Raw genomic sequence first — 17,081 nt, 5'->3', positions numbered from 1 at the left:
GCCTCCGGGTTATGGGGTTCGGGTCAGATGGGGCGGCAGGCGGTTTTGGCCCGGCCCTTGGGCGGGCACGCCAAGGTGGGCGGCGATGCTGGCGGCTATGTCTGTGAAAGCGATCTGGCCCAACTCCCCCGGCCCCAGACCGGCAATCAGGACCGGCACGCGTTCGCGGGTGTGGTCGGTGCCATGCCACGTTGGGTCATTGCCGTGATCGGCGGTGAGCAGGAGCATATCGCCATCCCGCAGGCGCGGCAGCAGGGCGGCGATGCGGCTGTCGAACCATTCGAGGGCCTGGGCATATCCCGACGGGTCGCGGGGATGGCCATAGAGGCTGTCGAATTCGACGAAATTGGCTAAGGTGAGGCTGTGATCCCCGGCGTTGTCAACCGCATCGAACAGGTGCGACATGAGCTGCGCATCGGTGCCTTTGGCCACGTCATCGATGCCCTGCATCGAGAATATGTCGCCGATTTTGCCGATGGCATGGACCTTGCCCCCGGCCCCTTGCACCCAATCGCAGAGCGTGGGCGCGGGGGGCGGGATGGCGAAATCGCGGCGGTTGGGGGTGCGGCGGAAGCCGGAGTCTTCGTCGCCCACGAAGGGGCGGGCAATCACGCGGCCCACGCGCATATCGTGCAGCATGGGGGCCACGGTGCGGCAGAGATCCAGCAGGCGGTCAAGGCCGAAGGCCTGCTCATGCGCGGCAATCTGAAAGACGCTGTCGGCAGAGGTGTAGCAGATGGGCCAGCCGGTGCGCAGGTGCTCGCCCCCCAGATCACGCATGATCCTGAGGCCGGAGGCATGGCAATTGCCGAGGATGCCGTCGGTACCAGCGGCCCGCTTGACGGCTTCGACCACATCCGGCGGGAAGGCCGGGGTTTCATCGGGGAAGGTATGCCATTGCCACGGCACGGGAACGCCCGCCAGTTCCCAATGGCCGGTGGGCGTATCCTTGCCCGGCGAAACCTCGGTCGCGCAGCCCCAAAGCCCGGTGGGTTTGGCCGAAAGGCCGGGGGCCATGGCGCCCGAGGCCAGATGTAGCGACGCGCCAAGGCCAAGCGCATCCAGAGCGGGCAACTGCAACCCGCCGGGATGCGCCTTGGCGATATGGGCGATGGTATTGGCGCCGGTGTCGGGCGTATCGCCGTTGAAGAACTGCGCCGCATCGGGCGCGCCGCCGATACCGACGGAGTCCATGACGACGAGGAAGGCGCGCGGCATGAGTCAGCCCAACCTGTCATGGATCAGCGGCGGCACCTCGGGGGCGCTGTCGCTGATGGTGATGGCGTTCAATAGCATCTCGGCGGCGCGGTCGGCTTGATCGGTGCGGGCGGCATGGATGCGGCACAAGGGTTGCCCCTTGGCGATTTTCGCTCCCAGCGGCAGGACCTGATCAATACCCACGGCGGGATCGACAAGATCGGTTTCCACCTGTCGGCCCGCGCCAAGGATGATGGCGGCAAGGCCCATCGCCTCGCCTTCCATCGCGGCGATATAGCCCGCGCGAGGGGCCTCAACCTCCATGATCACGGTCGCTTCGGGCAGAAAGCGTTGCCATTGATCGGTGAAATGCACCGGCCCGCCCATAGCGGCAACCATGTGGCCGAAATGCTCGGCGGCGTGGCCATTTCCAATCGCATCAGCGATTTGCGCGGCCCCGGTGTTGGGATCGGCGGCCAGATCGGCATTGGACAGCGCCACACCACCCAGTGCGCAGTTAAGATCATGAAGCCGCCCTTTCGCCTGTCCGGTGAGCACCTTCATCACCTCGGACACTTCAAGGGCGTTGCCCAAGGCGGGGGCCAGCGGCTGGTTCATATCGGTAATCAGGGCGCTTGTCTTGCAACCTGCGGCATTGGCGGTATCGACAAGGGCGGCGGCAAGGGCCGTCGCGTCCTCGGGTGTTTTCATGAACGCGCCAGAGCCGAGTTTGACATCCAAGACCAGCCCCTCAAGCCCTGCGGCGAGCTTCTTGGACAGGATCGAGGCAGTGATCAGGTCAAGGCTTTCGACCGTGGCGGTGACATCGCGGATGGCATAAAGCCGCCGGTCGGCGGGGGCGATATCAGCTGTGGCCGAAACAATGGCGCAGCCCGCGTGGTCGATAGCTCGGCGGAACTGGCCCTCGGTCAGCGTGGTGGTGAGGCCGGGGATGGCTTCAAGCTTATCCAGCGTGCCGCCGGTGTGACCAAGGCCGCGACCGGACACCATCGGAACGATCGCCCCGCAAGCCGCAAGCGCCGGGGCCAACACGAGGCTGACGCAATCCCCAAGGCCGCCGGTGGAATGCTTGTCGATCACCGGGCGGTCGGTCGGCCACGACAAAACCTTGCCACTATCGCGCATGGCAAGCGTCAGGGCCGTGCGATCTTCGGCGGAAAGCCCCTTGAGCAAAACCGCCATGGCAAAGGCAGCGGCCTGTGCATCGCTGACGCGGTGATCGGCCAAACCTTGCGCCATCCAATTGAGGGCGTCGTGGCCGAGGGGCTGACCGTCGCGCGCCTTGGCGATAATCTGTCGCGCATCCATGGGCTTAGTCTTTCTTGAACTGCTGTGACGAAAAGGCCCCTGGCAGGAGCGCAGCAAGGGTCATGGTTTCAGACCGTCCATCGAGTGTTCCCATATGAACGCGTATCTCCCCTGCCCCGAACTCGGCCAGTCTTTGCCGGCAACCGCCGCAGGGTGTGATTGGGGTGGGACTATCGGCGATGATTGCAGCCTCGATAATCTCTGTCTCTCCCGCCGCGACAAGGGCGGCAAGTGCCCCTGTCTCGGCGCATGTGCCTTCGGGGTACGAGGCGTTTTCAACATTGCACCCGGTATAGATACGCCCCGAGCCCGCGCGCAAGGCGGCCCCGACACGGAAACCCGAATAGGGGGCATGAGCATTGTCGCGTACGCTACGTGCGGCGTTCATAAGCTCCATCAGGTGACTCCGTTTCATGCGGCATTTCAGATTAAGATTGCGCCGCTGCGCCGCGCGATGCAAGCTGCCAATAAGGGCCGGTTGCGCCGCATATCAATTAGTTTAATATTAAACTATCGCGATACAGGGAGGATGCCATGACTGACAGCCACAAGGAAACCCTGCGCCAGGCGGCGCTGGCCTATCATGAGTATCCGAAGCCCGGGAAACTGGAAATCCGCGCCACCAAGCCCCTTGCCAATGGTCGCGACCTGAGCCGCGCCTATAGCCCCGGGGTGGCCGAAGCCTGCCTTGAAATCAAGGAGGATGAGAAAAACGCCAGCCGCTACACCGCGCGCGGCAACCTTGTGGCGGTTGTCACCAACGGCAGCGCGGTCCTTGGCCTTGGCAATATTGGCGCGCTTGCCAGCAAACCGGTGATGGAAGGCAAGGCCGTTCTGTTCAAGAAATTCGCCGATATCGACTGTTTCGATATCGAGGTGGATGAAACGGATCCTGAAAAACTGGCCGATATCGTCTGCGCGCTCGGGCCGACCTTCGGCGCGATCAACCTTGAAGACATCAAGGCGCCCGATTGCTTCATCGTTGAAAAACTCTGCCGAGAGCGGATGAACATCCCCGTCTTTCACGACGATCAGCACGGCACGGCGATCGTCGTGGGGGCGGCGGCCACCAATGCCCTGCATGTGGCGGGCAAACGGTTCGAGGATATCAAGATCGTCAGCACCGGCGGCGGCGCCGCGGGGATTGCCTGCCTCAACCTGCTGCTGAAGCTGGGGGTGAAACGCGAGAATGTCTGGCTGTGCGATATTCACGGGCTGGTCTACAAGGGCCGCGAAGAGGATATGAACCCGCAAAAGGCCGCCTTTGCGCAGGATAGCGATTTGCGCACGCTGGACGAGGTGATCGACGGGGCCGACATGTTCCTTGGGCTGTCGGGGCCGAATGTCCTGAAGCCCGGGCATGTGGAGAAGATGACGGACCGCCCGATTGTCTTTGCCCTTGCCAACCCCACACCCGAGATCATGCCGGACGAGGCGCGCAGCGTGGCCCCCGAGGCGATCATCGCCACCGGGCGCAGCGATTTTCCCAATCAGGTCAATAACGTCCTATGCTTCCCTTTCATCTTCCGGGGCGCTTTGGATGTCGGCGCGACCGAGATCAACGACCAGATGCAGATTGCCTGTGTCGAGGGGATTGCCGAACTGGCCCGCGCCACCACGAGCGCCGAGGCGGCGGCAGCCTATAAGGGGGAACAACTGACCTTCGGGGCGGATTACCTGATCCCCAAACCCTTTGACCCGCGGCTTTCGGGCGTTGTTTCAAGCGCCGTGGCCAAGGCCGCGATGGAAACCGGCGTGGCCACCCGGCCCGTTGAGGATTTGAAAGCCTACAAGGAGGATCTGGATGCCAGCGTGTTCAAATCCGCCCTGTTGATGCGCCCGGTGTTCGAGGCGGCGGCGACAGCCTCGCGCCGGATCGTCTTTGCCGAGGGCGAGGACGAACGCGTTTTGCGGGCCGCACAGGCGATTCTGGAGGAAACCACCGAGACGCCCATCCTGATCGGGCGACCCTCGGTCATCGACCGGCGGTGTGAACGGATGGGTCTGGAAATTCGCCCCGGACGGGATTTCAACATCGTCAACCCCGAGGACGACCCCCGCTATCGCGATTACTGGGGCAGCTATCATGACATCATGAAGCGCCGGGGCGTGACACCCGACCTGGCCAAGGCGATCATGCGCACGAACTCCACCGCCATCGGTGCCGTGATGGTGCATCGCGATGAGGCCGACAGCCTGATATGCGGCACCTTCGGCGAGTATCGTTGGCATCTGAACTATGTCACGCAGGTTCTGGGCACGGCCGAGCATCGCCCGCACGGGGCACTGTCGATGATGATCCTTGAGGATGGGCCCTTGTTCATTGCCGATACGCATGTGCATTCCCTGCCCACCCCCGAACAACTGGCCGAAACGGCAATCGGCGCGGCGCGGCATGTGCGACGCTTTGGATTGACACCCAATGTGGCGCTCTGTTCGCAATCGCAGTTCGGCAATCAGGCCGAAGGGTCGGGTAAGCGCCTGCGCGCCGCGATCGACCTTCTGGACGCGGAGCCGCGTGATTTTGCCTATGAGGGCGAGATGAACGTGGATGCGGCGCTTGATCCCGATCTGCGGGGGCGGCTGCTTCCGGGGAACCGGATGGAGGGGTCGGCGAATATCCTGATTTTCGCCCATGCCGATGCGGCCAGCGGGGTGCGCAATATCCTCAAGATGAAGGCTGGTGGGCTGGAGGTGGGGCCGATCCTGATGGGGATGGGAAACCGCGCCCACGTGGTCACCCCCGGCATCACCGCACGCGGCTTGTTGAACATGGCGGCGATCGCCGGAACACCGGTGGCGCATTACGGATAGAGCAACGCGAATCTGCACCACGCGCCCGACCAAACTTTGCACCGCTCAGGTTTGCAGATTTGCAAACTACGTGAAATTTGATGTACCGGCATTGAATTTTGGATGGTTTGCAAAAGTTTGCAGCCACAAAAGCCCTTTATCTGCAAAGATTATGCGGTAATCTGCCACGCAACCTGTCAAGCCGCTTGCCGCAACGTCCGCTCCTCCGTAACACATCTTTAAAGGACCGGAGGAGAATACAATGGCATACAGTGACGTCTATGAAAGCTGGAAACAGAATCCCGAAGGATTCTGGATGGAAGCCGCACAAGCCATCGACTGGGACAAGGCCCCAAGCAAGGCGTTGTTCGATCTGGGCGATGATCTTTATGAATGGTTCAGCGACGGCATGGTAAACACCTGCTGGAACGCCGTGGATCGCCACGTGGAAAACGGGCGCGGCGCGCAGGCGGCGATCATCCACGACAGCCCGGTGACCGGCACCAAGCACAAGATCAGCTATGCGCAACTTCGTTCGCGCGTGGCGCGGCTGGCCGGTGCGCTACGCGCGAAGGGCGTGGAAAAGGGCGATCGTGTCATCATCTACATGCCGATGGTTCCCGAGGCGCTTGAGGCAATGCTGGCCTGTGCGCGGATCGGGGCGGTGCATTCCGTGGTGTTCGGCGGCTTCGCGGCGCATGAACTGGCGGTACGGATCGACGATTGCGCGCCGAAGTGCATCATCGCCGCCTCCTGCGGGATCGAGCCGGGCCGCGTGGTGCATTACAAGCCGCTTCTGGATGGGGCCATCGAAGAAGCGAAGCACAAGCCCGAGTTCTGCGTGATCTTCCAACGCGAAGAAGAGGTGGCCCACCTGGAAGAAGGCCGGGATTATGACTGGCACGGGTTCCAGTATGGTGTCGAACCTGCCGAGTGCGTCCCGGTCGAGGGCAACCACCCTGCCTATATCCTTTATACCTCGGGGACGACGGGTGCGCCCAAAGGCGTTGTGCGGCATACAGCCGGCCACATGGTTGCGCTGAACTGGACCATGAAGAACATCTATAACGTCGATCCGGGCGATGTGTTCTGGGCCGCGTCGGATGTGGGTTGGGTCGTTGGGCACAGCTATATCTGCTATGGGCCGCTCATTCACGGGAACACGACGATCGTCTTCGAGGGCAAGCCCGTTGGCACCCCCGATGCCGGAACATTCTGGCGCGTCATTTCCGAGCATAACGTGCGGAGCTTTTTTACCGCACCCACCGCCTTCCGCGCGATCAAGCGGGACGACCCCAAGGGCGAGTTGATCAAGAATTACGACATCTCGAACCTGCGGGCGCTGTACCTTGCAGGCGAACGCGCCGACCCGGATACCATCGAATGGGCGCAGGACGTGATGGGCGTGCCGGTCTATGACCATTGGTGGCAGACCGAGACCGGCTGGACCATCGCGGGCAACCCTGCGGGGATCGAGGCGCTGCCGGTCAAGATCGGGTCGCCCACCGTGGCGATGCCGGGCTATGACGTGCAGATTCTGGATGAGGGCGGGCACGAGATGCCTGCAGGTGAATTGGGCGCGATTGCGGTTAAACTGCCCCTGCCCCCGGGCACCCTGCCAACGCTATGGAATGCCGAGGAGCGATTCCGCAAATCCTATCTCAACACCTTCCCGGGTTATTACGAAACCGGCGATGCGGGCATGAAGGACGAAGACGGCTACCTGTGGATCATGGCCCGGACCGATGACGTGATCAACGTGGCCGGTCACCGGCTGTCGACCGGCGGCATGGAGGAAGTGCTGGCCGCACACCCGGATGTGGCCGAATGCGCCGTGATCGGTGTGTCGGACCAGTTGAAGGGGCAAATGCCGGTCGGCTTCCTGTGCCTGACCAAGGGGGTCAATCGCGACCATGCCGAGATCGTGCAGGAATGCGTGAAGATGGTGCGCGACCAGATCGGCCCGGTGGCTGCCTTCAAACTGGCCGTCGTGGTGGATCGTTTGCCAAAGACACGCTCGGGCAAGATCCTCCGGGCGATCATGGTGAAGATTGCGGATGGGGCCGAGTACAAGATGCCGGCCACCATCGACGATCACGCGATCCTTGACGAGATCAAGGACGCGCTGCAAACCATTGGCTATGCCAAGTAAAACGATGCGCGCGTCGGGTCGCCCCGGCGCGCGCATATATGTTAGGCCGCCTTCCGGCTGGCATCATTGAGGGCGGCGAGCATATGTTCGGCCACGGCAGCTGAAGAATCCGGGTTCTGCCCCGTGACGATACGTGCATCGCGGATTGCAAAGCCGCTGAAATCTTCGACGCTACGCTCGAATTCAGCGCCTTCAGCCCTCAATTCATCTTCCAGAAGGAATGGCACCACCTTTGAAAGGCCAGCGGCGGTCTCTTCGGAGTTGGTGAAGCCGTTGACTTTGCGGCCCTTGAGAAGCGGGGTGCCATCGCTGCGTTTGGTGCCAAGAAGGCCCGCCGGCCCATGACAGACCGCACCGACAACGCCGCCTTGTTCGTGGATTTTTGACACGGTGGCGGCGACCTGCGGGGTTTGGTGGAAATCCCACATCGTGCCATGCCCCCCGGGAAGGAAAATACCATCGTATTTACTGGCGTCTACTTCCGTGAGGGGAATGGTGCTTTCGAGGGCCTTCATCGCCTTTTCGTCGTCCATGAAATTTTGCACGGCGCGCGGGCGGGCCATTGTATCATCGTCAGAGGCTGGATCGGCAGGCGGCATACCGCCTTTCGGGCTGGCCAGATCAACAGTGTAACCCGCTTCGCGAAATGCCCAGTAAGGAACGGCCATTTCTTCCCAGTAGAAACCGGTAGGGGCACCATCCTGCCCCATCGTGCCATTGGATGTGAGAATCATAAGAAGGCGTGCCATGAAAGACTCTCCTTTCTTTTGAGTGGGGTATTAGATTAGCCGTGAGCGTGGCGCGTGTTGCGCGGGTCCATCATCCCTTCTTTGACGCCCATGCGGATCAACACCAGGTTCACCGGATAGGCCGCCAGCAGACCGCAGGTCAGGGACACGATCATCGACGACCAAAATAGCACTTGGGCCGGTCCAGCATTGCCTGCGAGGGTAAGATCGACCCCGATGGCGACGACCTCCATCACCGCGATGCTGGGCGTTTCGGAATAAATCGCGTCACGCATGGCCACACCAAGGCCCGTACCTTCTTGCATGAGCGGCCCCACGGTAAGGGCGAAGCCCATGACATAAGCGAAGGCAAAGGTCAGTAGCGCCGTTCCGGTGGCGCCAAGGGCAAGGATGCCCACTGCAAGGGTCAGGCCGATGATTTCGCCCATCCCGCACCCCGAGTAGCAGTGCGCGACCGAGCGCGCGGCCCTGCGGAACGGGCCATCCGCGGAAATTTCCTTGCGCCCCGACCACCAGTAGATAGCCAGCCCCAAGGGGCCGGAATACACCACGGTCAGCGCCCAGACCCATTTCATCAGTTGCATGAGGTGGCTGTTGTTGCGGTGTAGGTCAAACACGAGAATTGCGAGGCAGGGCAGCAATAGCGCCGTCCATGCCAATAGGACCCAAGGGCTTTGCAGCAGTGCCACGATATGCTCTGCGTCTTGCGCCATGCTTTAGAGGTATGCAGGCGTTCAGGGGACTGAAACCCCCGTGGCCTTATTTTTCATCAGACGAATTGTTCGCGCAAAAGGCGCTCTTCCAGCCCGTGGCCGGGATCAAACAACAGGCGGTGTTCGATGCTGGGCTCGGACTGGATTTCAACCCAGAGGACGTTTTCCACCCATATGCTATCGGCATCGGCCATGACAGGGCGTCTATCGGGGTTGATCACGTCGAAACGTACATGCGCCGATTTGGGCAGCAGCGCCCCGCGCCAGCGACGTGGGCGAAACGCGGCAACTGCGGTGAGCGCCAGAACATCCGACCCGATAGGCAGGATCGGGCCGTGGGCGGAATAGTTATAGGCCGTCGATCCAGCAGGCGTGGCGACAAGCGCCCCATCGCAGACCAGTTCCTCAAGCCGCAGGTGGCCATCGATGGTGATCTTCAGCTTGGCGGCCTGCGGCCCCGCACGCAGCAGCGAAACCTCGTTGATGGCAAGCGCATCGTGCATTTTACCATCAACCGTTTGTGCCTTCATTTTCAAGGGGTTGATCACCGCCTCCTCGGCGGCGGCAAGACGATCGAGCAGATCGGTTTCGCTGTATTCGTTCATCAGGAAACCCACGGTGCCACGGTTCATGCCATAGACAGGGGCCGGAAGGTGCTGTGATCCGTGCAGGGTTTGCAGCATGAAACCATCCCCGCCCAAGGCGACAATGACATCGGCCTCCTCCTCGGGGACAGTGCCATAGCGTGTAACAAGCGCCCCGCGTGCCGTTTGGGCCGAGGGGGCATCACTGGCGACGAAGGCTATTCTTGCTGTCATGGCGGGGCGGGTCCGTTTCCAAAGGGCGTATTGTGGGTCGGATCGAAACATAAATCCACCGCATGTACCAGCAATGCCGGTCCCGCCGGGCCTTTTGTCGCTTTACAACCTTTCAAAAAGGCTGGGTTTCCTATAGGAAATCGCGCGAAGTGCAGATTTTGATGGAGGTGGCCCAATGCCCCATGACGGAAACCAACCCTTTGTCAGCGAAGGGTTTTTCACCGAATCCCTCGCGTCCCGCGACCCCGAGATCGCCGAGGCGATTGGCCAGGAACTGGGCCGTCAGCGCGACGAGATCGAGTTGATCGCCAGCGAAAACATCGTCAGCGCCGCCGTAATGGAAGCGCAAGGCAGCGTGATGACCAACAAATACGCCGAGGGCTACCCCGGCCGCCGGTATTACGGCGGGTGCGAATTTGTTGATATTGCTGAGAACCTTGCCATTAAGCGCGCTTGCAAGCTGTTCGATTGCGGCTTTGCCAATGTGCAGCCGAACTCGGGTTCTCAGGCTAACCAGGGTGTCTTTACCGCCTTGCTGCAACCGGGTGACACGATCCTGGGCATGAGCCTTGATGCCGGTGGTCACCTGACCCACGGTGCCGCGCCCAACCAATCGGGCAAGTGGTTCAACGCCGTGCAATACGGCGTGCGCAAGGAAGACAACCTGATCGACTACGACCAGATCGAATCGCTGGCGAAAGAGCATCAGCCCAAGCTGATCATCGCGGGCGGCAGCGCCATTCCGCGCCAGATCGACTTTGCCCGCATGCGCGAGATTGCCGATATGGTAGGCGCCTACCTGCACGTGGACATGGCGCACTTTGCCGGCCTCGTCGCGGCAGGCGAGCACCCCTCGCCCTTCCCGCATGCCCATGTGGCGACCACGACCACGCACAAGACCCTGCGCGGCCCGCGCGGCGGCATGATCCTGACCAATGACGAGGCGATTGCCAAGAAGGTCAACTCGGCCATCTTCCCGGGCATTCAGGGCGGCCCCCTGATGCATGTGATCGCGGCCAAGGCCGTGGCCTTTGGCGAGGCGCTGCGCCCCGAATTCAAGCAGTACATTCAACAGGTTATCACCAACGCGCAAGCGATGAGCGACCAGTTGATCAAGGGCGGCTTGGATACCGTGACCCACGGCACCGACACCCACGTTCTACTGGTGGACCTGCGGCCCAAGGGCGTGAAAGGGAATGCCACCGAGAAGGCCCTTGGCCGGGCGCATATCACCTGCAACAAGAACGGCGTGCCGTTCGACCCCGAAAAGCCCACCGTGACCAGCGGTATTCGCTTGGGGTCGCCAGCGGGCACGACCCGTGGCTTTGGCGAGGCCGAGTTCCGCCAGATCGCCGATTGGATCGTCGAGGTTGTCGATGGTCTGGCCACCAATGGCGAGGAGGGCAATGGCGAGGTCGAGGCCAAGGTGAAAGCCGAGGTCGAAGCGCTTTGTGCCCGCTTCCCGATGTATCCCAACCTGTAATCGGGTAGGTATCTGATGACGGCCCCGCGCGGTTTCGCTGCGCGGGGTTTTTCATGTCTGGACTTCGGTTGCGTTTCGGTTTGTTAAGGGATGCGCCGCGGTCGGCCCCTCAGACACGCCCCACGACCCAGAGGATCGCATAAACCGCGATGCCCAGAAGGGCGAGGTTGAAAACGATCGAGGCCAGAAGATGCAAGATGCGGGTCTTGCGCCGCTCTTTCGGGTCAATCTCTTTCAAATGATCCCCAAGGATACCAGCGGCACGATTGAACCGATCCGCATCGACATGTACGGCAAGGCGTGGATGGATCATCATGGTCTCGGCCTGCGCGACCTCTTCCCCTGCGCGGCGGAGAAAACGCGGCAAGAGCCGACCGGCGCGACGCAGCCTGATCGAGAAGGTCTTGCCACGGATACCGAGACGATCTTGCAGCAGATGAGCAAGCTCCTCGGTCTTGTCCTGAAACGGCTTGGGGTCGATCATGCGTTTGCCTCCGGCGCGCAGATTAACCTGTGCGGTCAAGGCCCTCAATAGGGGTGGCGGCAGGGATCATGGGCAGGTATGTCTGCCCCATGTTGAACATGATTGAACATGGCAAGCGCACCGACCATCCGGGGCTGTTGATCGTGCACGGGCTTTATGGCTCGGCCCGCAATTGGGGCGTGATCGCCAAACGGCTGTCGGATAGCCGACAGGTGGTGGCGGTGGATATGCGCAACCATGGGCTAAGCCCTTGGCACGACACGCATTCTTATCCTGACATGGCGGATGACTTGGCGCAGGTTCTGGAGGGTTTGGACGGCCCGTTTGATGTGCTGGGGCATTCCATGGGCGGCAAGGCGGCGATGGTTCTTGCCCTGACGCGGCCCGACTTGGTCAACCGCCTGATCGTGGCGGATATTGCGCCCGTCGCCTATGGCCACTCGCAAATTCAATTCATCGAGGCGATGAAGGCGGTGGATTTGGACAAGGTGGAGCGCCGCTCGGACGCGGCAGAGCAGCTCAAACAGGTGGTGGACGACCCCACCCTGATCACATTCTTCACCCAATCCCTTGATGTAAAAGAGAAAAAATGGCGCCTGAACCTGGATGTCCTGGCCCGCGAAATGCCGAGAATCCTGTCTTTTCCCGAGGTGGCAGGACAGTTCGACAAGCCTACGCTTTTCTTGTCCGGGGCCAACTCGGACTATGTGAAGCGTGAATATCGCGAGGGGATCAAGGCGCTGTTCCCGCAGGCGCAATTCGCAAAAATCCCCGGCGCAGGTCATTGGCTTCATGCCGAAAAACCGCGCGAGTTCGAGGCTGCTGTGCGGACCTGGACCACCTGAAACATCGTACGACTCGTACGCAAGACCCCGGATTTTCGTACTAAAATCATATGGGGATGATCGACTTGCGTACGAGTCGTACGAAACTCGTTACTCAGAATATAGCGCCCGCGCCACGGCCCATGCCACGGGAATCGCCGCGATGAACCCTGCGGCCGCCGAGGCCACCACGGGCACAGTCGTGTCATAACCCGCAGCCAGAGCGGCGATCATGGCGGAGCCCGCCAAGGTGGTGCCAATGAAAACGTAAAGGATCAGACCCAAACGAAGCATTTCGAACCTCATGCAATCAGGCGCGTTCGCAAAGGTACATATCAGATTCGGAATATTTGACCTTGATCTGTGTCAGTCCCCTTGCATGGCGCGCGCCACGATCCAAGCCACCGGAAAGGCAAGGACCAGCCCAGCCAAAACAGCGGCCCAAAGCCAAGCCGCCCCCGTAAGCCCCGCGACGAGAACCACGACAATCCCCACCCCGGCCAGGGTGGCGCCAATGAACAGATGCAGGGTGAAGAGAAGCCAGGACATATGCGAACCTTTCCAGTGGGTCTTGCCTCACCTAGGTGCGGTTGCAAGATTTGGCATTGATCCATGTCAGGCAGGGCACCTTCGCCCGTGCTATCATGAGGGGATGATCACGCTGGATGATATCGAAGACATGACATGCCTCACCCGTGAGGAAATTTCAGCCTTGGCCGAGCATGAGCATTTGCCCGAGCTCAATGCCTCGCTCATGGGGGACTATATCATGCACCTGCGAAAAGGGCCGCAGACCGTCCAGCAAATGATCTGCGAGGACATCCGCGACGCCCTGCACCGCGATGACCTGCCCCATGCCCGAGACCTGTACAGGGTGTTGCATCACTTCCTCGAAACCCACCCGGAGGCCGCGCGGGGCGCAAGCTGAAGCCTCACGTAAAGATGGCCACCAAGGCCGCCAACCCTGTCAGCCCGATCAGCCCGGAAGACGCGACCCTGAGCATGGGCATGTTGCGACGTGTAAGACCCTGGCCGAAATGCGTTTTCGCGGATTCTTCATCAAGATCCCTGATCAGGTTCGAAACATCGCTTATCGCTGTATTTCCTGCAAGAATGCCATAGGCCGTGTTGGCGATGACCAGCATGGCGAGCGGTGCCGAATAGGCCCCGCCGGAAAACACGATGATCGCGGTGATGGCCGCAAAGGCAAAGATGCAAGTCTGCATGACACCGTAGAAATGTCCAAGGCGGGCCATCGAAATCGAGTTGCGTATCTGAAAATCCATTTCACTTCCCTCCAAGAAGGAGGATAACACATTTCAGCCTTCTGGTCAGCCAGAGGGCACACCGGCCGATACGGCGATCAGTGCATCCGTTTTCCCGGCGGATCAAACGGCAGAAATTCCACCGCCGATTGCTGCACCGGGGCGGGATAAAGCTTCATCAATTCAAGGATCTCTTTTGGCAGGCCCACGGTGACAGGCACCCCCAGTTCCGTGGCCTCGACAGGCGTCAGGGCATAATCATGCGTCCAGGTCCCCGAAGCCAGCGTCTCGGCCAGCGTCTCGGCCTTGGCGCGCTCCATGCGCGGGGTCATGATCTCGACCGCGCCAGACTTGACCTGACTGATGGCCTTTTCGCTCACATCCGCCAGAACCAGAGCAACATCCGAGACATGCTCCACCGGCTTGGCATCGCGCGCGGCGATGATGGAGGCCGCCGAAATGCCCATGATCTGCGGGTCAATCGGCCCCAGCATGGAGAATTCTCCCATGACGATCTCATCAGCCGCCAAGGCAATCAGTGTACCACCTGACATGGCATAAATCGGCACGAACACCGTGACCTTGGCGGGATGCGCCTCGACCGCACGGGCGATCTGCATGGCGGCGATGACCAGCCCGCCGGGGGTGTGCAACACCAGATCAATGGGCGTATCATCCGGCGTCGCCTTGATGGCCGAAATGATGGATTGCGCATCCTCAAGATCGATCTGGCGCGACACGTTCATGCCGAAAAAGCTCCGCTTTTCCTGCCGGTGGATCATGGTGATCACCCGGCTGCGGCGTTTTTTCTCGATCGCGCGAATGGCCTGTTCGCGGCGGATGGCAAAAAGCCGCCCCGACAAAAGCGGCTGAAGCAACATCACCGCGAGAACGATAAAAATCAGGTTTGAAAAACTGAACTCCATGGGCATGCTCCGCTGTCGTCGCCCAACTGTCGCAGCCTCTGCACATCTTGTGAATTGAAAAATCACCAGACTTGCTGCAAACATTGACAAAGCAGTGACAGGCGGCATCAACCCCGGGCCAACCGGGCCGCCACGAGACGAGGCAAAACGGGGGCTTGGCCCATGCGGCAGGCATTAATTATTGGACTGGTTCTTGTTCTGGCGGGCTGTGGCGGCGGCGACCGTTTTCGCGGCGGACAGGTGCCCCGCGGTACGCCCATGGCCTTTGGCCCGATCTCGAAGGCCTGCATGGCCTCGGATCGCAAGGCGCGGTCCCGACAATTGTGCGGATGTATTCAAGCGGCGGCGGACCAAACGCTGACCGGTAGTCAGCAACGCCGGGCTGTGACGTTCTACCGAGACCCACATTCGGCCCAGGAAATTCGCCAATCGGACCGCGGCGGCAATGAACGCTTCTGGAAAGCCTACAGCGACTATGGCGAACGCGCCCGTCAATTGTGCGGTTAACGCGCTGTTTTCGAATTGCATGGCTCCGTTTGGGCCTCAATCCCCCCTTCCGAGTGAACGCAATCCGATCCAATCTTACCGGGGTATTTCTCCAATAAAAAGCACGGGAAAAAGACCGCCTTCATCTTTCCCAAAATACTCCCGCCGGAGGCATCCGACAGGCAACCCCATATAAACGGTTGACCCCGGCGCGTCACGCCTCCCCCGGGCGCCGAGCCCCACAAGGGGCGAGATAACCTGTGCGCGCGACAGCGCGCGCCTTTTGGTCACGCCTTGAGGCGATAGCCCCGGGCGAGCATGGCCCAGGCGATGGATGAAATGACGAGTGTCGAGAGGGTTCCCACGATGAGGCCAAGCATGGGGGCGCTGTCCGAGACCCCGATCAGGCCATAGCGTGCCCCGTCGATCAGGTAGAAGATCGGGTTGAAGTGGGTGATCTCGTTGAGCACGGGCGGCAGCGCCTCGACCGAGTAGAAAGTCCCCGACAGGAACGCCAGCGGCGTGACGATGAAATTGGTGATCGCCGCCATCTGGTCGAACTTGTTGGCGAAAATCCCCGCGACGATCCCGAGCCCCCCGAGGAAGGCGGCCCCCAGCGTGATGAAGGCCAGCGCCAGAAGCGGGTGCGCCGGGGTGATGCCCAGCACGGCCCAGAACCCGATCGCGATGGCCACGGCCACGAAAAGGCCCCGGCCGATACCGCCGGCAAGGTAGCCCAGAACCATCTCGGCCGCGCTGAGGGGCGGCATGAGGGTGTCGACGATATTGCCCTGTACCTTGGAGATCACGATGGACGAGGAGGTATTGGCAAAGGAATTCTGGATCACCGTCATCATCAGGATACCCGGCGCGATGAAGGTGGTGAAACTGACGCCCATCACATCGCCCCGGCGCGGGCCGATGGCGATCGAGAAGATCAGCATGAAAAGCCCGGCGGTGACGAGGGGGGCCAGCAGGGTTTGTGTCCAGACGGCAAGAAAACGCTGCACTTCACGGCCGGCCAGCGTGTAGAGGCCAAGCCAGTTTACCCGTCCGAAGCGGCGTGTGCCCATATCGGTCGTTTCGCTCATGCTCTGTCCTTTCACATCCGATTCGATGCCTTGTAACTTACCCATGAGTGATTAGAATAGGGCGTCATATGAATTTTGCGGGGCGGCGCCTGAGGGGGCCGCCTTTTGAGATAAGGAAACGGGCCATGTCCTGGAGCGATGAACGCGTTGAACTGCTGAAGAAAATGTGGGGGGAGGGTCAGTCCGCCAGCCAGATTGCCAAGGAACTGGGCGGCGTGACGCGCAACGCGGTGATCGGCAAGGTCCACCGTCTCGGGCTGTCGAACCGTAACGGCTCGGGCGGGGCGGCCGCGGAAAGCACCAAGGCCAAGCCGGCGGCGAAACCCGCGGCCAAACCCAAGCCCAAGGCCGCGGCAAAACCGGCGGCCGCGCCCAAGGCCGAGGCCCCCAAGCCCGCCGAAGAGGACAAGCCTGCGGCGGCGGCCCCCGTGAGTCGCGCCAAGCAGATCATTCCGGCAGGTCAGCCCCTGCCGCCTCAGCCCTCGGCCAACGAGATCGATCCCGAGGCCCTGGCCAAGGTGAGCGAGATCGAGAAGAAGGCCAAGAAGCTGAGCCTCATGGAGCTGACCGAACGAACCTGCAAATGGCCCGTGGGTGACCCGGCGACCGAGGACTTCTGGTTTTGCGGGTTGCCCGTACAATCGGGCAAGCCCTATTGCGAAGCGCATGTCGGCGTGGCCTTCCAGCCGATGAGCAACCGGCGCGACCGCAAGCGGTAAAACCGTGCATCAAAGCCTTGTGGGAAAGGGGCCGGACGGCCCCTTTTTTCGT

The 17,081-nt window shown here is 61.3% G+C and carries 19 protein-coding genes; 7 read left to right on the top strand and 12 right to left on the bottom strand.

Features of this window, described 5'->3' with window-relative positions; all coding sequences use genetic code 11:
* Positions 1–9: 9 nt before the first annotated feature.
* From FDP25_RS12595 to FDP25_RS12585, 3 genes are read right to left on the bottom strand one after another with little or no spacing between them, the layout of a single operon-like run.
* Positions 10–1,218 (bottom strand): phosphopentomutase, encoded by a 1,209-nt coding sequence (locus FDP25_RS12595; RefSeq protein ID WP_154152228.1) that lies wholly within the window; start codon positions 1,216–1,218, stop codon positions 10–12.
* A 3-nt stretch (positions 1,219–1,221) separates the two neighbouring features.
* Positions 1,222–2,526, bottom strand: coding sequence for a thymidine phosphorylase (locus FDP25_RS12590; protein ID WP_154152226.1), 1,305 nt, complete (start codon positions 2,524–2,526; stop codon positions 1,222–1,224).
* A gap of 4 nt (positions 2,527–2,530) precedes the next feature.
* On the bottom strand, positions 2,531–2,941 hold the full coding sequence (locus FDP25_RS12585; protein WP_154152224.1) for a cytidine deaminase: 411 nt from the start codon (positions 2,939–2,941) through the stop codon (positions 2,531–2,533).
* Between the two features lie 119 nt (positions 2,942–3,060).
* Here FDP25_RS12585 and FDP25_RS12580 point away from each other — a divergent pair, with 119 nt between their 5' ends.
* On the top strand, positions 3,061–5,340 hold the full coding sequence (locus tag FDP25_RS12580; RefSeq protein ID WP_154152222.1) for an NADP-dependent malic enzyme: 2,280 nt from the start codon (positions 3,061–3,063) through the stop codon (positions 5,338–5,340).
* A 241-nt stretch (positions 5,341–5,581) separates the two neighbouring features.
* Positions 5,582–7,471, top strand: coding sequence for a propionate-CoA ligase PrpE (gene prpE, locus FDP25_RS12575; RefSeq protein WP_154152220.1), 1,890 nt, complete (start codon positions 5,582–5,584; stop codon positions 7,469–7,471).
* Between the two features lie 41 nt (positions 7,472–7,512).
* On the opposite strand, the gene FDP25_RS12570 is transcribed toward prpE, so the two are convergent.
* Genes FDP25_RS12570 through FDP25_RS12560 form a run of 3 tightly spaced genes read right to left on the bottom strand, consistent with a single transcriptional unit; the run spans position 7,513 to position 9,751 of the window.
* Complete coding sequence (locus FDP25_RS12570) at positions 7,513–8,220, bottom strand: type 1 glutamine amidotransferase domain-containing protein (protein ID WP_154152218.1); 708 nt, start codon at positions 8,218–8,220, stop codon at positions 7,513–7,515.
* A 35-nt stretch (positions 8,221–8,255) separates the two neighbouring features.
* Entirely contained in the window at positions 8,256–8,933 is a 678-nt protein-coding gene (locus tag FDP25_RS12565; RefSeq protein WP_154152216.1) for a DUF4396 domain-containing protein, read from the bottom strand.
* A 56-nt stretch (positions 8,934–8,989) separates the two neighbouring features.
* Positions 8,990–9,751, bottom strand: coding sequence for an NAD kinase (locus FDP25_RS12560; protein WP_154152214.1), 762 nt, complete (start codon positions 9,749–9,751; stop codon positions 8,990–8,992).
* Between the two features lie 175 nt (positions 9,752–9,926).
* On the opposite strand from FDP25_RS12560, the gene glyA reads away from it, so the two are divergent.
* Entirely contained in the window at positions 9,927–11,234 is a 1,308-nt protein-coding gene (gene glyA / locus FDP25_RS12555; RefSeq protein WP_154152212.1) for a serine hydroxymethyltransferase, read from the top strand.
* Between the two features lie 109 nt (positions 11,235–11,343).
* On the opposite strand, the gene FDP25_RS12550 is transcribed toward glyA, so the two are convergent.
* On the bottom strand, positions 11,344–11,718 hold the full coding sequence (locus FDP25_RS12550; protein WP_154152211.1) for a hypothetical protein: 375 nt from the start codon (positions 11,716–11,718) through the stop codon (positions 11,344–11,346).
* Between the two features lie 89 nt (positions 11,719–11,807).
* Here FDP25_RS12550 and FDP25_RS12545 point away from each other — a divergent pair, with 89 nt between their 5' ends.
* Positions 11,808–12,563 (top strand): alpha/beta fold hydrolase, encoded by a 756-nt coding sequence (locus FDP25_RS12545; RefSeq protein WP_154152210.1) that lies wholly within the window; start codon positions 11,808–11,810, stop codon positions 12,561–12,563.
* Positions 12,564–12,653: 90 nt separating this feature from the next.
* Here the strand turns inward: FDP25_RS12545 and FDP25_RS12540 are convergent, their stop codons facing one another.
* Entirely contained in the window at positions 12,654–12,836 is a 183-nt protein-coding gene (locus FDP25_RS12540; RefSeq protein WP_154152209.1) for a CTP synthetase, read from the bottom strand.
* Positions 12,837–12,908: 72 nt separating this feature from the next.
* Positions 12,909–13,091 (bottom strand): hypothetical protein, encoded by a 183-nt coding sequence (locus tag FDP25_RS12535; protein ID WP_154152208.1) that lies wholly within the window; start codon positions 13,089–13,091, stop codon positions 12,909–12,911.
* A 103-nt stretch (positions 13,092–13,194) separates the two neighbouring features.
* On the opposite strand from FDP25_RS12535, the gene FDP25_RS12530 reads away from it, so the two are divergent.
* A complete protein-coding gene (locus tag FDP25_RS12530) occupies positions 13,195–13,470 on the top strand; it encodes a hypothetical protein (RefSeq protein ID WP_154152207.1) in 276 nt (91 codons plus the stop codon).
* Positions 13,471–13,474: 4 nt separating this feature from the next.
* Here FDP25_RS12530 and FDP25_RS12525 read toward each other — a convergent pair whose 3' ends face one another.
* Positions 13,475–13,828: a hypothetical protein gene (locus tag FDP25_RS12525; protein ID WP_154152206.1), complete on the bottom strand. Its 354-nt coding sequence runs from the start codon at positions 13,826–13,828 to the stop codon at positions 13,475–13,477.
* 77 nt (positions 13,829–13,905) lie between these two features.
* Positions 13,906–14,733 carry an SDH family Clp fold serine proteinase gene (locus tag FDP25_RS12520; protein ID WP_154152205.1) on the bottom strand — a complete coding sequence of 276 codons (828 nt, stop codon included), beginning with the start codon at positions 14,731–14,733 and terminating at the stop codon, positions 13,906–13,908.
* Positions 14,734–14,895: 162 nt separating this feature from the next.
* On the opposite strand from FDP25_RS12520, the gene FDP25_RS12515 reads away from it, so the two are divergent.
* Positions 14,896–15,240, top strand: a complete 345-nt coding sequence (locus FDP25_RS12515; RefSeq protein ID WP_246175833.1) for a hypothetical protein — start codon at positions 14,896–14,898, stop codon at positions 15,238–15,240.
* Between the two features lie 266 nt (positions 15,241–15,506).
* On the opposite strand, the gene FDP25_RS12510 is transcribed toward FDP25_RS12515, so the two are convergent.
* Positions 15,507–16,310 (bottom strand): ABC transporter permease, encoded by an 804-nt coding sequence (locus tag FDP25_RS12510; RefSeq protein WP_154152204.1) that lies wholly within the window; start codon positions 16,308–16,310, stop codon positions 15,507–15,509.
* A 125-nt stretch (positions 16,311–16,435) separates the two neighbouring features.
* Here FDP25_RS12510 and FDP25_RS12505 point away from each other — a divergent pair, with 125 nt between their 5' ends.
* Positions 16,436–17,029, top strand: a complete 594-nt coding sequence (locus FDP25_RS12505) for a GcrA family cell cycle regulator (RefSeq protein WP_154152202.1) — start codon at positions 16,436–16,438, stop codon at positions 17,027–17,029.
* Positions 17,030–17,081 lie beyond the last annotated feature (52 nt).

It is taken from the genome of Roseovarius bejariae (assembly GCF_009669325.1).
Lineage (GTDB): Bacteria > Pseudomonadota > Alphaproteobacteria > Rhodobacterales > Rhodobacteraceae > Roseovarius > Roseovarius bejariae.
This window is presented reverse-complemented; position numbering and strand designations above follow the sequence as displayed.

Bases quoted from the DNA above. Each gene is read 5' to 3' on its own strand.
- FDP25_RS12520 (WP_154152205.1), bottom strand. From the start codon at position 14,733: ATGGAGTTCAGTTTTTCAAACCTGATTTTTATCGTTCTCGCGGTGATG.
- FDP25_RS12505 (WP_154152202.1), top strand. From the start codon at position 16,436: ATGTCCTGGAGCGATGAACGCGTTGAACTGCTGAAGAAAATGTGGGGG.
- FDP25_RS12535 (WP_154152208.1), bottom strand. From the start codon at position 13,091: ATGTCCTGGCTTCTCTTCACCCTGCATCTGTTCATTGGCGCCACCCTG.
- FDP25_RS12525 (WP_154152206.1), bottom strand. From the start codon at position 13,828: ATGGATTTTCAGATACGCAACTCGATTTCGATGGCCCGCCTTGGACAT.
- FDP25_RS12565 (WP_154152216.1), bottom strand. From the start codon at position 8,933: ATGGCGCAAGACGCAGAGCATATCGTGGCACTGCTGCAAAGCCCTTGG.
- FDP25_RS12585 (WP_154152224.1), bottom strand. From the start codon at position 2,941: ATGAAACGGAGTCACCTGATGGAGCTTATGAACGCCGCACGTAGCGTA.
- prpE (WP_154152220.1), top strand. From the start codon at position 5,582: ATGGCATACAGTGACGTCTATGAAAGCTGGAAACAGAATCCCGAAGGA.
- FDP25_RS12570 (WP_154152218.1), bottom strand. From the start codon at position 8,220: ATGGCACGCCTTCTTATGATTCTCACATCCAATGGCACGATGGGGCAG.
- FDP25_RS12590 (WP_154152226.1), bottom strand. From the start codon at position 2,526: ATGGATGCGCGACAGATTATCGCCAAGGCGCGCGACGGTCAGCCCCTC.
- FDP25_RS12550 (WP_154152211.1), bottom strand. From the start codon at position 11,718: ATGATCGACCCCAAGCCGTTTCAGGACAAGACCGAGGAGCTTGCTCAT.
- FDP25_RS12545 (WP_154152210.1), top strand. From the start codon at position 11,808: ATGTTGAACATGATTGAACATGGCAAGCGCACCGACCATCCGGGGCTG.
- FDP25_RS12595 (WP_154152228.1), bottom strand. From the start codon at position 1,218: ATGCCGCGCGCCTTCCTCGTCGTCATGGACTCCGTCGGTATCGGCGGC.
- FDP25_RS12530 (WP_154152207.1), top strand. From the start codon at position 13,195: ATGATCACGCTGGATGATATCGAAGACATGACATGCCTCACCCGTGAG.
- FDP25_RS12560 (WP_154152214.1), bottom strand. From the start codon at position 9,751: ATGACAGCAAGAATAGCCTTCGTCGCCAGTGATGCCCCCTCGGCCCAA.
- FDP25_RS12580 (WP_154152222.1), top strand. From the start codon at position 3,061: ATGACTGACAGCCACAAGGAAACCCTGCGCCAGGCGGCGCTGGCCTAT.
- FDP25_RS12510 (WP_154152204.1), bottom strand. From the start codon at position 16,310: ATGAGCGAAACGACCGATATGGGCACACGCCGCTTCGGACGGGTAAAC.
- FDP25_RS12540 (WP_154152209.1), bottom strand. From the start codon at position 12,836: ATGCTTCGTTTGGGTCTGATCCTTTACGTTTTCATTGGCACCACCTTG.
- FDP25_RS12515 (WP_246175833.1), top strand. From the start codon at position 14,896: ATGCGGCAGGCATTAATTATTGGACTGGTTCTTGTTCTGGCGGGCTGT.
- glyA (WP_154152212.1), top strand. From the start codon at position 9,927: ATGCCCCATGACGGAAACCAACCCTTTGTCAGCGAAGGGTTTTTCACC.